This is a genomic window from Microbacterium sp. NPDC090225, assembly GCF_044772365.1.
GTDB lineage: Bacteria > Actinomycetota > Actinomycetes > Actinomycetales > Microbacteriaceae > Microbacterium.
Genome location: NZ_JBIVYS010000002.1, coordinates 281,714 through 295,102 on the forward strand (window position 1 = coordinate 281,714; position 13,389 = coordinate 295,102).

Annotated in this window: 13 protein-coding genes; 6 read left to right on the forward strand and 7 right to left on the reverse strand. The window is 69.2% G+C overall.

All coding sequences use genetic code 11. The annotated features are described in order from the left end of the window. The first annotated feature begins 28 nt into the window (after positions 1 to 28). The gene (groL, locus tag ACIQTT_RS15290) at positions 29 to 1,648 is read left to right on the forward strand and encodes a chaperonin GroEL (RefSeq protein WP_402791920.1); all 1,620 of its coding nucleotides are present in this window, start codon (positions 29 to 31) and stop codon (positions 1,646 to 1,648) included. A 124-nt stretch (positions 1,649 to 1,772) separates the two neighbouring features. On the opposite strand, the gene ACIQTT_RS15295 is transcribed toward groL, so the two are convergent. From ACIQTT_RS15295 to ACIQTT_RS15320, 6 genes are all read right to left on the reverse strand, one after another. Beyond that, entirely contained in the window at positions 1,773 to 2,060 is a 288-nt protein-coding gene (locus tag ACIQTT_RS15295) for a WXG100 family type VII secretion target (RefSeq protein WP_247624988.1), read from the reverse strand. A gap of 184 nt (positions 2,061 to 2,244) precedes the next feature. Then, positions 2,245 to 3,933, reverse strand: coding sequence for a sensor histidine kinase (locus ACIQTT_RS15300; protein ID WP_402791923.1), 1,689 nt, complete (start codon positions 3,931 to 3,933; stop codon positions 2,245 to 2,247). Between the two features lie 44 nt (positions 3,934 to 3,977). Next, on the reverse strand, positions 3,978 to 4,670 hold the full coding sequence (locus ACIQTT_RS15305) for a response regulator transcription factor (RefSeq protein ID WP_247624986.1): 693 nt from the start codon (positions 4,668 to 4,670) through the stop codon (positions 3,978 to 3,980). A gap of 61 nt (positions 4,671 to 4,731) precedes the next feature. Beyond that, positions 4,732 to 6,387, reverse strand: coding sequence for a DNA repair helicase XPB (locus ACIQTT_RS15310; protein ID WP_402791928.1), 1,656 nt, complete (start codon positions 6,385 to 6,387; stop codon positions 4,732 to 4,734). 38 nt (positions 6,388 to 6,425) lie between these two features. Then, on the reverse strand, positions 6,426 to 8,132 hold the full coding sequence (locus ACIQTT_RS15315; protein WP_402791931.1) for a helicase-associated domain-containing protein: 1,707 nt from the start codon (positions 8,130 to 8,132) through the stop codon (positions 6,426 to 6,428). A 13-nt stretch (positions 8,133 to 8,145) separates the two neighbouring features. Beyond that, on the reverse strand, positions 8,146 to 8,418 hold the full coding sequence (locus tag ACIQTT_RS15320) for a multidrug ABC transporter ATPase (RefSeq protein WP_402791934.1): 273 nt from the start codon (positions 8,416 to 8,418) through the stop codon (positions 8,146 to 8,148). 119 nt (positions 8,419 to 8,537) lie between these two features. Between ACIQTT_RS15320 and ACIQTT_RS15325 the strand changes: the two genes are divergently transcribed. Together ACIQTT_RS15325 and ACIQTT_RS15330 are read left to right on the forward strand one after the other, a co-directional pair. Further along, positions 8,538 to 8,918, forward strand: coding sequence for a cold-shock protein (locus tag ACIQTT_RS15325; protein WP_402791937.1), 381 nt, complete (start codon positions 8,538 to 8,540; stop codon positions 8,916 to 8,918). Next, a complete protein-coding gene (locus tag ACIQTT_RS15330) occupies positions 8,902 to 9,495 on the forward strand; it encodes a DUF3027 domain-containing protein (protein WP_402791940.1) in 594 nt (197 codons plus the stop codon). The genes ACIQTT_RS15325 and ACIQTT_RS15330 overlap by 17 nt, the downstream gene beginning before the upstream one ends. Before the next feature lie 51 nt (positions 9,496 to 9,546). Here ACIQTT_RS15330 and serC read toward each other — a convergent pair whose 3' ends face one another. Beyond that, complete coding sequence (gene serC / locus ACIQTT_RS15335; protein WP_402791943.1) at positions 9,547 to 10,659, reverse strand: phosphoserine transaminase; 1,113 nt, start codon at positions 10,657 to 10,659, stop codon at positions 9,547 to 9,549. Positions 10,660 to 10,760: 101 nt separating this feature from the next. On the opposite strand from serC, the gene ACIQTT_RS15340 reads away from it, so the two are divergent. The 3 genes from ACIQTT_RS15340 to ACIQTT_RS15350 all read left to right on the forward strand — a co-directional run bounded on the left by ACIQTT_RS15340 (position 10,761) and on the right by ACIQTT_RS15350 (position 13,376). Next, positions 10,761 to 11,462 carry an iron dependent repressor, metal binding and dimerization domain protein gene (locus tag ACIQTT_RS15340; RefSeq protein WP_402791945.1) on the forward strand — a complete coding sequence of 234 codons (702 nt, stop codon included), beginning with the start codon at positions 10,761 to 10,763 and terminating at the stop codon, positions 11,460 to 11,462. A gap of 266 nt (positions 11,463 to 11,728) precedes the next feature. Further along, a complete protein-coding gene (locus tag ACIQTT_RS15345) occupies positions 11,729 to 12,523 on the forward strand; it encodes a M23 family metallopeptidase (protein WP_402791948.1) in 795 nt (264 codons plus the stop codon). A 355-nt stretch (positions 12,524 to 12,878) separates the two neighbouring features. Further along, entirely contained in the window at positions 12,879 to 13,376 is a 498-nt protein-coding gene (locus ACIQTT_RS15350; protein WP_247624977.1) for an HNH endonuclease, read from the forward strand. Positions 13,377 to 13,389: the final 13 nt, after the last annotated feature.

Below are 13,389 nucleotides of genomic sequence, written 5' to 3' on the forward strand. Positions count from 1 at the left end.
TCTACGTCCAGGAGGGACGAAAAAACTCATGGCAAAGATCATTGCTTTCGATGAGGAGGCCCGCCGCGGCCTCGAGCGCGGCCTCAACATCCTCGCCGACGCCGTCAAGGTGACCCTCGGTCCGCGTGGCCGCAACGTCGTGCTCGAGAAGAAGTGGGGCGCCCCCACGATCACGAACGACGGTGTGTCCATCGCCAAGGAGATTGAGCTGGACGACCCGTACGAGAAGATCGGCGCGGAGCTCGTCAAGGAGGTCGCCAAGAAGACCGACGACGTCGCCGGTGACGGAACCACCACCGCCACGGTCCTCGCTCAGGCTTTGGTCCGCGAGGGCCTGCGCAACGTCGCAGCCGGCGCCGACCCGATCTCGCTCAAGCGGGGCATCGAGAAGGCCGTTGCCGCGATCACCGAGGAGCTGCTCGCCAGCGCCAAGGAGATCGAGTCGAAGGAGCAGATCGCCGCCACGGCATCCATCTCCGCCGCTGACCCCGCGATCGGCGAGCTCATCGCCGAGGCGATCGACAAGGTCGGCAAGGAGGGTGTGGTCACCGTCGAGGAGTCGCAGACCTTCGGCACCGAGCTCGAGCTCACCGAGGGCATGCGCTTCGACAAGGGCTACCTGAACCCGTACTTCGTCACGGACCCCGACCGTCAGGAAGCGGTCTTCGAAGACCCCTACATCCTGATCGCGAACCAGAAGGTCTCCAACATCAAGGACCTCCTGCCCATCGTCGACAAGGTGATCCAGGACGGCAAGGAGCTCGTCATCATCGCCGAGGACGTCGAGGGCGAGGCTCTCGCGACTCTCGTGCTCAACAAGCTCAAGGGCATCTTCAAGTCGGTCGCCGTCAAGGCTCCCGGCTTCGGCGACCGTCGCAAGGCGCAGCTGCAGGACATCGCGATCCTCACCGGTGGTCAGGTCATCACCGAAGAGGTCGGCCTGAAGCTCGAGAACGCCACGCTCGACCTGCTGGGTCGTGCACGCAAGGTCATCGTCACCAAGGACGAGACCACGATCGTCGAGGGTGCCGGCGAGGCCGAGCAGATCGAGGGTCGCGTGACGCAGATCCGCCGCGAGATCGAGAACACCGACAGCGACTACGACCGCGAGAAGCTGCAGGAGCGCCTGGCGAAGCTCGCCGGTGGCGTCGCCGTCATCAAGGCGGGCGCGGCTACCGAGGTCGAGCTCAAGGAGCGCAAGCACCGCATCGAAGACGCCGTCCGCAACGCGAAGGCAGCCGTCGAGGAGGGCATCGTCCCCGGTGGTGGCGTCGCGCTCATCCAGTCGGGCACCAAGGCTCTCGACGCTCTGTCGCTCACGGGCGACGAGGCGACCGGTGCGAACATCGTCCGCGTGGCGATCGAGGCTCCGCTGAAGCAGATCGCGCTGAACGCCGGTCTCGAGCCGGGCGTCGTGGCGAACAAGGTCTCCGAGCTCCCCGCGGGCCAGGGCCTCAACGCCGCCACGGGCGAGTACGTCGACATGTTCGGCGCCGGCATCATCGACCCGGCGAAGGTGACGCGCTCCGCGCTGCAGAACGCCGCGTCGATCGCCGCGCTGTTCCTCACCACCGAGGCCGTCGTGGCCGACAAGCCCGAGAAGGCGTCCGCTCCGGTCGGCGACCCGTCGGGTGGCATGGACTTCTGATCCATCGCGCATGGCAGAACGCCCCCGGCTTCGGCCGGGGGCGTTCTGCGTTCCCGTGGACGACGGGGAGGAACCGCCGTCCACGGGAGGTCGGTGTCGGCCGACGGGTGTCGGCCGACGGACGTCAGCGGAACAGGCTGGCGGAGTACTGGTCGGCGTCGCTGTACTGCATCGCGGCCGAGCCCAGCGAGGTGCCGATCGAGTCGAGCACCTGCTCGACCTGCAGGGCAGCGGTGCGCCACTGCTCCGCGCACCCCTGGAACGCGGTCGAGGCGCTGCCCACCCACGACGACTGCAGCTGCGTGAGCTGCGCCATGAGGGTGGTCGATTCGGACTGCAGGCGCTCCATGGTGGCGCGGGCGGCGCTGTTCGCTGCCTGGACTGCTTCGGTGTCGACGGTGAAGACGGACATCTGGATTCTCCTTCGTGATGGGAGTTCCGAGATTAGGTCGAGCATCCGCCCGTCCGTCCCCGCGATGCGCGTGCTCGACGGCGTCCCGGAAGACCCTGCGCGATCGCCCGTCCGTGCAGGACGAGTGTCGGGCGCGACGGGGCGGGTGCCGGGCCGGGCGGGGCGTGTGCCGGGCGCGGCCGTGTCAGAGATCGAGTGGCTCGAGCGGCTGCGTGTCCTCGAGCAGGTGCGCGGGGGTCGCGCGCGACGGCGCGAGAGGAAGGGTCACGGTGAACGTGGCACCGCCGCCCGGGGTCTCCGAGACGGCGACGTTGCCGTTGAGCGCTTTCATGATCGACGCGACGATCGCCAGGCCCAGACCCGAGCCGCCGGTCTCCCGTGCGCGCGACGTGTCGGCGCGCCAGAAGCGCTCGAAGATCTGCTCGCGGATCTGCGGCGGGATGCCCTCGCCGTGGTCGACGATCGCGATGCTCGCCGTACCCTTCACTCGGTTCGCGTCGACGACGATCTCGATCGGGCCGTCCTCGGGCGAGAACCGGCGTGCGTTGCCGAGCAGGTTCGTGACGACCTGCCGCACCTTGTTCTCTTCGCCGAGCACGATCGGGGGTGTGCGGACCGGGGTGTCGGGGGTCTCCGAGAAGTCGATCGCGGGGATCTGCTCGGTCGGCGTCGGCGTCGAGCGGGGGCGCCGTCGCAGGCGCGAGAGCGCCGCACGGGAGAGTCCCCGAGGGGGAGGCGGCGGCGCGGGCACCGAGGCGATGCGCACGCTCGCGGTGTCGCTCGTCTCCGCCGTGCGGTCGATGACCGTCACCACACGTCCCGGAGCGGCCGCGCGCAGGTCGAGCGCGGCGTCGCGCGCCACCGGGCGCAGGTCGAGCGCGGCGATCTCCGGCTCGCGCTCCTCGTCGAGGCGGGCGAGGGCGAGGAGATCCTCGACGAGCACGCCCATCCGGATCGCCTCCTTCTCGATGCGCTCCATGGCGCGGGCGGTGTCCTCGTCGCCCTGGATCGCGCCCATCCGATACAGCTCGGCGTAGCCGCGCACGCTCACCAGCGGCGTGCGCAGCTCGTGGCTCGCGTCTCCGATGAACCGGCGCATGTGCCGCACGGTGCGCTCGCGCTGCGCCAGCGAACGGTCGACGCGGTCGAGCATGGTGTTGATCGCGGTGTTGAGCCGGCCGACCTCGGTCGTCGGCTCCAGATCGGTGAGTCTCTGGCTGAAGTCGCCCGCGGCGATCGACATGGCCGTCGCCTCCACCTGGCCCAGACGGCGGAAGGTGAGGGTGACGAGCCCCCGCGTGGCGAGGGCGGCGATCAGGATCGTGATCAGGGCGATCGTGATGTAGATGCCGAAGTACTGCGAGATGATCCGGTCGGCCTCGTCGAGCGGCATCGCGACGAGCTGGATGCGCAGGGCGCCCCCGTCGGCGGGGATGATCGCGACGGCGCTGCGGTAGACGCTGCCGTCCTTGCCGAGGAGGTCGGTCACCTCGTCCTCGTTCGCCGCGGCATCCTGCGGGGAGTACGACGAGGGGAAGAGCGGGGCGGATTCGAGCGGCATCGCCCCGGACGACGCGAGCAGGTCGCCATCCGCGTTGTAGATCGCGACGGCGAAGTCGCGCGGGGTGTCGCGGGGCGTCAGCGTCTCACCGTCGTCGGCGAGCACGAAGTAGCGGTCGGCGAGGTTGCTCGACACCAGGGCGGGCAGCTGCGCATCGATGTTCAGCACGAGCGCATTGCGCAGCACCGGGACGGTGCCCACGCCGGCGACGAGCAGCCCGAGCGCGAGGATCGCGACGGTGACGCCCGTGACCTTGGCGCGCAGGCTTATCCGCCGCCACCATGCGGTGACCGCATCCGGCTTGTGCGCCATGCGGTCCTCCCGGTGCGGCGTGGTTCTGGTCGAGCGGGCTCGGGTCAGGCGGACTTGCCGACCTTGAGCATGTAGCCGAACCCGCGCTTGGTCTGGATGAGGGATTCCTCGGTGTGCGGATCGATCTTGCGGCGCAGGTACGAGATGTAGCTCTCGACGATGCCCGCGTCGCCGTTGAAGTCGTACTCCCACACGTGGTCGAGGATCTGGGCCTTCGACAGCACACGGTTCGGGTTGAGCATGAGGTAGCGGAGCAGCTTGAACTCGGTCGGGCTCAGCTCGATCGGCTCCTTGCCCACGTGCACGTCGTGCGTGTCCTGATCCATCGCGAGCTCGCCGGCACGGATGATCGACTCCTCGTCGGCCTGCATCGTCCGGCGCAGGATGGCCTGGGCGCGTGCCACGATCTCGTCGAGGCTGAAGGGCTTCGTGACGTAGTCGTCTCCGCCGGCGTTCAGACCCTCGATCTTGTCGTCGGTGCCGTCCTTCGCCGTGAGGAAGAGGATCGGGGCCGTGAACCCGGCGCCGCGCAGACGCTTGGTGACGCTGAAGCCGTTCATGTCGGGCAGCATAACGTCGAGGATGATGAGGTCGGGCTCCTCCTCGAGCACGGCCGAGATGGTGGCGGCGCCGTTGGCGACCGTCTTCACCTGGAACCCCGCGAAGCTGAGGCCCGTGGAGAGCAGGTCACGGATGTTCGGCTCGTCGTCGACGACAAGGATGCGCGCAGCAGTCATGACCCCATTATGGTGACTCCGCCGATGCTCTGGCTGATTATCTGCCGGTGCGCCCCGTCGATCAGCGGTCAGCGAACGATGCGGCGAGGTCGTGTGCGTCGAGGATCGTGTAGCTGTAGCCCTGCTCCGCGAGGAACCGCTGACGGTTCTGCGCGTAGTCCTGGTCGATCGTGTCGCGGGCGATCAGCGTGTAGAAGCTGGCCGTGTGACCCGACTGCTTCGGGCGCAGCAGGCGACCGAGGCGCTGGGCCTCCTCCTGGCGCGATCCGAACGATCCGGACACCTGGATGGCGACGGATGCCTCGGGCAGGTCGATCGAGAAGTTCGCGACCTTCGACACGACGAGCAGCTCGATCTCGCCCTCGCGGAACTGGCGGTACAGCTCCTCGCGCTCGTCGACCGGCGTCGCACCGGTGATCTGCGGCGCATCCAGCGCCTGCGACAGCGTCTCGAGCTGGTCGAGGTACTGGCCGATCACGAGGATCCGCTCGCCCGGATGCTTCGCGATCAACTCACGCACGGCGCTGATCTTCGCCGGCGCCGAGGCGGCGAGGCGGTAACGTTCGTCGTCGGTGGCGGCGGCGTATTCGAGCCGGTCGTCCGGCGGCAGGTCGACGCGCACCTCGTAGCAGGCGGCGGGGGAGATGAAGCCCTGCGCCTCGATCTGCTTCCACGGCGCGTCGAAGCGCTTGGGACCGATCAGGCTGAAGACGTCGCCCTCGCGTCCGTCCTCGCGCACGAGCGTGGCCGTCAGCCCGATACGGCGTCGCGCCTGCAGGTCGGCGGTGAGCTTGAACACCGGCGCGGGCAGCAGGTGGACCTCGTCGTACACGATCAGACCCCAGTCGAGCGCGTCGAGGAGCGCGAGGTGCGCGTACTCGCCCTTCCGCTTGGCCGTGAGGATCTGGTACGTCGCGATCGTGACCGGCTTGACCTCCTTGGACTGGCCGGAGTACTCGCCGATCTCCTCGGGCGTGAGGCTGGTGCGCTTGAGCAGTTCGTCGCGCCACTGGCGTGCCGACACCGTGTTCGTGACGAGGATGAGCGTGGTCGTCTTGGTGGCCGCCATGGCGCCGGCGCCGACGATCGTCTTCCCCGCGCCGCAGGGGAGCACCACGACCCCGGAGCCGTCCTTGGCGAAGGCGTCGACGGCATCCTGCTGGTAGGGGCGGATCTTCCAGGAACTCTCGGCGAGGTCGATCTCGTGCGGTGTGCCCGGCGTGTACCCGGCGAGGTCCTCGGCCGGCCAGCCGATCTTGAGGAGCTCCTGCTTGATCTGGCCGCGGGCCCAGGCGTCGACGACGAAGGTCTCGGGGGTCGGGTGGCCGATCAGCAGCGGCTGGATGCGCTTGTTGTGCGCGACCTGCGACAGCACGGCGGGGTCGGAGGAGCGCAGGATCAGCACGCCCTCGTCGTCGCGCTCGATCACCAGACGGCCGTAACGGTTGACCGTCTCCTTGAGATCGACGGCCACCGAGGGAGGCACGGGGAAGCGCGACCAGCGGTCGAGGGTCTCGAGCATGTCGTCGGCGGTGTGCCCGGCGGCACGCGCGTTCCACAGTCCGAGGCGCGTGATGCGATACGTGTGGATGTGCTCGGGGGCGCGCTCGAGCTCGGCGAAGATCGCGAGTTCGTGACGCGCGCTCTCGGCATCCGCGTGGGCGACCTCGAGCAGCACGGTGCGATCGCTCTGGACGATCAGGGGGCCATCAGACATAGCAGACAATCCTACCCGCGCCCGGCTGTACGGGGCGCCTACGGGGCGACGATCGTCGCGCTGAGGATGCTCGACACGGGCAGGGTGCGCTCGACGTCGGCCGCTCGGTCGCGACCGCGCAGGCGTCCGCCGCCGAGCCCGGTCGCTTCGAGCAGGAGTTCTCGGCTCGATCCGTCGGGCATGCCGACGGTCACGCGCAGCACCGCACGGGCGCGGACGGCCGCATCGAGTTCGCGGTCGAGCCAGGCGGCATCCGCGTCGGGTCCCTGTCGAGAGCGCAGGCGGGCGATCAGCGGGGCGTAGTCGACGACGGCCGCTGCCGCTCCGGATGCCGTTCGCGGCGGATGCCGGTCGCCGATGAGGGGCGCGCCGTCGGCCCCGATCAGCGTGGCCGGGTACCGGGCATCGGTGAGCGCCCAGTAGACCGTGTCGCGACCGACCTTGCTGGTGAGGGACCCGACGTGCGCGGTCAAGCCGAGGGGGCGCAGACTCTGGTCGACGGCCATCGCGTCGATGAGGTTCCGGTCGTCGCTCTCGATGCGCGTGCGTCCGGTCTCATCGTCGGTCGAGACGCGCACCAGCCCGTGCCGCTGCGCGGTCTGGGCGATGAGGTAGGCGAGCGGCTGGGGGATACCGGTCAGCGAGATGCCGCCGAGGAAGTCGAGGATGCCCTGCTCGCTCTCGCCGACGACGAAGGCGTGCGCGATCGACTCGGCGGTGAAGCGGTACGAGGAGGCCTGCGCGGCGGACTCGCGGGCGGCGATCGTGCGCAGCCGCACGTCGAGCGCGGGAGTGAGCGGTCCGGGGGCGATCGCCGTGAGGTCGTTCTGCAGGAAGATGCGATCGACCTCCGCGGGGAGCAGCACGGTGAGCTCCGAGGTGTCTGCCGGGCCGCCTTCCCGCAGCGACGTCGCCCACGCGGGCTCGCTGCCGTTCTCGGCGACGAGTCCGAGCAGGCGGGCCGTCTCCCGCAGCGCATGGCTGCGGTCGGGCCAGGCGGGGTCCCAGGGGTGCGCGTCGATCCAGTTGTCGGTGGCGATCCATCCGCCGTTCGGGGTGCGCACGCCACGGGGGAGCGCGTCGCGGAACGACGTGGCGAGCCTCGTCCAGCGATCGGATGCCGAGGAGCGCAGCCAGCCGTCGCCGTCTGCCGTCACGCGCAGACGGCGCTCGGCCGCGGTGGCGAGCCCGGCGTCGACCGCGATCGACACGAGCGCGTCCACCAACTCGACCGCGATCCCCGCGTCGGCGAGCTGGCGCTTCTCGGCAGCGCTCACCGTGCCGCTCGCGAGGAGGGAGAACGGTGCATCGCGGGTGATCATCAGCAGGTCGGCGAGAACGGCGACCGTGGTGAAAGCGCGCTCGGCGGCATGCGCCGCCGCAGGTTCGGAGGGCTGCCGCAGCGATGCTTCGAGCGGCACGGGGATGGGACGCCCCTCGAGTGCCGTGGCGAGCTCCGGCCAGGTCGAGCCGTCGGGAGCCAGCAGTGCGAGGGCATCGAGGGCGTCGCGCTGAGTGCCGGCATCGCCCTCGTCGTGCGCACGCAGCAGCGCCGCCGCCTCATCGGAGGTGAGCCGGGGCAACGCTTTGGCAAGGGACGACGGATCCAGCAGCGCCTCGGCGGCGTCGAAGAAGTCGTGCCATCCGGGATCGGCGCGCACGCCGCGCGCGGCGAAGAGCCGGATGAGGTCGTCGTCGCCCGCCGCAGCCAGGCGATCGGCCAGCGGTCGTGCGTGCGTGCTCATGACGAGGCCGCTCTCAGGGTCGCGATGCGCGACCCTTCCGGATGAAGCTCATGGTCAGCAGCGTGATGATCATCGCGAAGGCGAGGGGGAGGCCCCAATAGGGGATGAAGGCGATGACGGGCCAAGCGCCGTGGCCGAACGCCTTCTGATCCATGCCGAGCGCGGTTCCGATGATGATCGCGAAGAAGCAGACGACGGACGCCGCGGCGATGCCGAGGGCCGTGAAGGCCAGGATGCGATCCACTCGGCGGATCGGAACATCCGGCTGGGAGTTCTGCGTACTCATCGGTCTCACACTACCCGCACCCGGGCCCTCGAGATCTCGCGGCCGGTGACCGGTAGGCTGGAGGGGGTCGCGCACGTGCGCGGCTGTCTTGTTCTGCACCGATTCAGCGAGGTTCTCCCATGCCCACCGGCAAGGTCAGGTTCTACGACGAAGACAAGGGCTTCGGCTTCATCGCATCCGATGATGGCCAGGACGTCTTCCTGCATGCGTCGGCGATGCCCGCCGGCACCGCCGTCAAGGCGGGCGCCCGCGTCGAGTTCGGCGTCGCCGACGGTAAGCGCGGTCTGCAGGCGCTTTCGGTTCGCGTGCTCGAGGCTCCCGTCAGCCTCGCGAAGGCCAAGCGCAAGTCGGCAGACGACATGGCGATCATCATCGAGGATCTCGTGAAGCTGCTCGACGGCATCGGCGGCGATCTGCGTCGCGGCCGCTACCCGTCCTCCTCCCACGGTCGCAAGATCGCGGCCGTCCTGCGCAAGGTCGCTGATGACCTCGAAGCCTGACGCCGACGCGCGTCTCATCGATGCCCACGACCTCGCGCTCGCCGCGCTGCGCGAGATCACTCCGGCCAACACCATCGGCCCCGCCGCCGGCTTCCTCCCCGAGGAGGACGGCTCGGTCTCGCTGCGCTTCGAGAACCGGCTCGCCGGCTACCCCGGTTGGTACTGGATCGTGACGGTCGCACGGGTCGACGACGAGGACCCGACGGTGCTCGAGGTCGAGCTGCTGCCCGGTGACGGTGCGCTCCTCGCGCCCGACTGGGTGCCGTGGGCCGAACGCCTCGCCGACTACCGCGCGCACCAGGTCGAGCTCGCCGAACAGGCGGCCGCCGCCGGTGACGATGCTGCCGCCGCGATCGACGGTGCGGACGACGAGGGTGACGACGATCTCGACGAGGACGATCTCGAGGACGACGAGCCGGACATCCTCCACGCCGGCGACCTCGACGGCGTCGACATCGACGAGCTCGACGACGAGGCGGATGACGACGACTCGGAAGAGGACGACTCCGACGAGGAATCGGATGACGATTCCGACGACGACGATTCCGACGACGAGGACTCCGACGACGAGGAGTGATCCTCCCCGGCATCCGGGGAGGGGCGCGGGCTCCGTGCCCGCGCCCGCACCTCAGGACGCGGTGTTCGCGAGCACGAAGTCGAGCGCGCGGGTGAGCTGGCGCACGTCGTCCGGCTCGATGGAGACGAAGGTCGCGACGCGCAGCTGATTGCGCCCGAGCTTGCGGTAGGGCTCCGTGTCGACGATCCCGTTGGCGCGGAGCGTCTTCGCGATCGCCGCCGCGTCGATGCTGTCGTCGAAGTCGATCGTGACGACGACGGGGGAGCGGTGCGCCGCCTCCGTGACGAAGGGCGTCGCGACCTGGGAAGCCTCTGCCCAGTCGTACAGCACGCCCGAGGACTCGGCGGTGCGAGCGGCAGCCCAGCTCAGGCCGCCGTTGTCGAGGATCCACCGCAGCTGGCTGTCGAGCAGGTGCAGGGTCGTCAGCGCCGGGGTGTTGAGCGTCTGGTTCAGGCGCGAGTTGTCGAGCGCGTTCTTCAGGCTCAGGAACTCCGGGATGTACCGATCGGATGCCGCGATCCGCTCGATCCGCTCGATCGCCGCCGGCGAGGCGACGGCGAACCACAGTCCGCCGTCGGACCCGAGGTTCTTCTGCGGCGCGAAGTAGTAGAGGTCGGCCTGCGTGGCGTCGAAGTCGATGCCGCCCGCGGCGCTGGTCGCGTCGATGACGGTCAGTGCCCCCTCGGAGGCGACGCGCTCGACGGGAACGGCCACGCCGGTGGAGGTCTCGTTGTGCGGCCAGGCGTAGACGTCGACGCCGTCGACGATCTGTGCGGTCGTCGCCGATCCGGGCTCGGCCTTGCGCACGTCGGGGGCGTCGAGCCAGGGAGCTCCTGCCGCGGCGGCGAACTTGCCGCCGAACTCACCGAAGACGAGGTTCTGGCTGCGGCGCTCGATGAGACCGAAGGCCGCCGCGTCCCAGAACGCCGTGGATCCGCCGTTGCCGACCAGGATCTCGTATCCCTCCGGGGCGCGGAACAACGCGGCGAGCTGCTCGCGCACGCTGCCCACGAGGTTCTTCACGGGCGCCTGGCGGTGCGAGGTGCCGAGGATCGACGCTCCCGCGGTCACCAGAGCCTCGAGCTGCGCGGGGCGCACCTTCGAGGGTCCGCAGCCGAAACGGCCGTCGACGGGCAGGAGGTCACGCGGAATCTCGATCGCCATGCGTAGATTCTACGGGGGCGCGCGTGGCGTGTTTCACCGTGCGCGGGCCCGATGTCCGTGCGGGAATGTAGGCTTGCCTAAGAACCTCGGAGGGCCAGAACATGACGGATCTGATCGACACCACGGAGATGTACCTCCGCACCATCCTCGAACTCGAGGAGGAGAACATCGTCCCGCTACGTGCGCGCATCTCCGAGCGCCTCGGCCACTCGGGCCCCACGGTCTCACAGACCGTCGGCCGGATGGAGCGCGACGGTCTCGTGATCGTCTCCGAGGACCGCACCCTCGAGCTCACCGACGCCGGCCGCCGCAAGGCCGTCGACGTGATGCGCAAGCACCGCCTCGCCGAGCGCCTCCTCTCCGATGTGATCGGACTCGACTGGGCGTTCGTGCACGAAGAGGCCTGCCGGTGGGAGCACGTCATGAGCGAGCAGGTCGAGCGTCGTCTCGTCGAGCTCCTCGGGCACCCGACCGAGTCGCCCTACGGCAACCCGATCCCCGGACTCGACCAGCTCGGCGACCTCCCGGCGCGCACTTTCGACGAGGGCGTCATCGGCCTCGTGCAGAAGCTGAACGCGGCGGGTGAGCCGATCGACGGCACCGTCCGGCGCCTCGCCGAGCCCGCGCAGGTCGACCCCGAACTGCTCGAGCAGCTGCGCGATGCGGGTGTCATGCCCGGTGCGCGCGGCGACTTCCGCTTCAACGAGGGCTACGTCCTCATCCAGATGGAGGGCAAGGAAGACGGGCTCGAGCTTCCGGTCGAGCTCGCCTCGCACATCTTCCTCGTGGGGGAACCCGCCTGAAAATGGCTCCTGAACTGGCTCTCCGAGGATTGCCAGGTTCACAGGGTGACATGATCGTTATCTTCCGGTAACCTCGGTCGAGTCGTCGGCGAAGCCCGCAGACGATCAACCGCGTCGGTTGCCTCCCAGGCTCGTCGTCGATGCGGTGAGAAACGCACAACGTACCCGAGATACACACGTGCCACGAGAGCAGAGTGCCGACGAGCCAGCGCTACCCGAGCGCGCAGGCGCTGGAGGATGTTTTGGTCGCAGACAACGAATTGCCCGTGAAGAAATCTGAAGACCGCACTATCGCCCGCCGTACCGGCGGGAAGACCGGCGCCCGCTCCATCGCGAAGCCGATCCGCTCGGTGGCCATCTTCGCGGCAGTCGGTGCCCTCGTCGCCGCCGTCGCCCTCCCCGCCTACGCCGCCACCAAGCCGGCAGAGGCGGCCACCACCGTGCAGCAGCTCGCCGCCGTCGACGCGCAGTCGCTCGTCGTGGCGTCCGAGGCCACCGCAGCACCCCTCGATCGCGGAACCTTCACGGCGACCACGCCGGAGGAGATCGAGAAGAAGAAGGCCGAGGAAGCCGCGGCTGCGCGTGCCGCCGAGGCGGCCAAGGCCGCCGCTGCCTCCACCAGCACCAACTTCAACACCGCGGGCTATGCTCTCGTCGCGCCCGGCTCGGGCGAGGTCCGTTACCCGCTTCCGCTCGGCTCGTGGAACGTCAGCCGCACGGTCGGCGGCGGTCACAACGGCGCCGACATGCTCGCCCCCGCGGGCACTCCGATCTACGCGGCCGCTGCCGGCGTCGTGCGCGCCTCGGCCGAGAGCATCGGCGGATACGGCGTCTGCATCATGCTCGACAGTGTCATCGGCGGCCAGCGTGTGCAGACCACCTACGGTCACATGATCTACGGCTCGCGTCAGGTGCAGCAGGGCCAGACCGTCGAAGCCGGCCAGCTCATCGGCTACGTCGGAAGCACCGGTCGTTCGACCGCCAACCACCTCCACTTCGAGGTCTGGGTCAACGGCGGACTCGTCGAGCCCATCGGTTGGCTCGGCGCCAACGCCGGCTGACCTGTCACCCGCTGACCCGCCCCCCGACCTCTCCGAAACCGTTCGGGCGAGGGGAACACGCCCGAACGTTCACCGGCTGTTTCGCCCTGCACCCTCTGCAATGGGTTAGCCTGAACCCGTCGTCGAACTGACGGGAGAAGCCGATGGACACGAAGCCGAGTATCCGCACCATGGATGCCCTCGGTCGTCACGTCCTCCGGCATTGCCCGCAGGGACGCCGCGGTTCCTCCGCGCGCAAAAGGCGCTGTCTCTAGACAGCGCCTTTTTTCGTCCCTGCGATCGTTCCTCCTCCAGCACGACGTCGTGTGAGTCGAGAGTGCCGGGAAGCCGTCCCGGCGGATCGAGAGGATGACGAATGCGCACACTTGTCCTGAACGCGGGCTACGAGCCCCTGGCGATCGTGTCGTTCAAGCGAGCCCTGGTGCTCGTGATGAACGACAAGGCCTCCGTGATCGAACGTATCGAAGGGGACCCCGTCTGGGGGAGCCGCGGTGCCTACGACCGCCCGGCGGTGATCATCCTCTCGCGCTACGTGCGCGTGCCGAACAGCAGACGCGTGCCGGTCACCCGTCGCGGCGTGCTGCGCCGCGACAATCACCGGTGCGGTTACTGCGGCAAAGCGGCATCCACCATCGATCACGTGATGCCGCGTTCGCGTGGCGGAGCCGACTCTTGGGAGAACCTCGTCGCCTGCTGCCTGCGCTGCAACAACGTGAAGAGCAATCGCACGCCGCAGGAGATGCGCTGGGAGCTGCGGTTCGTCCCTCGCCCTCCGCACGGCACGGCGTGGACCGTACGCGGCACCGAGCGCAGCGACCCGCGGTGGGAGCCGTACCTGGCGCTCGCGGCCTGAGCCCGCGCGGCAG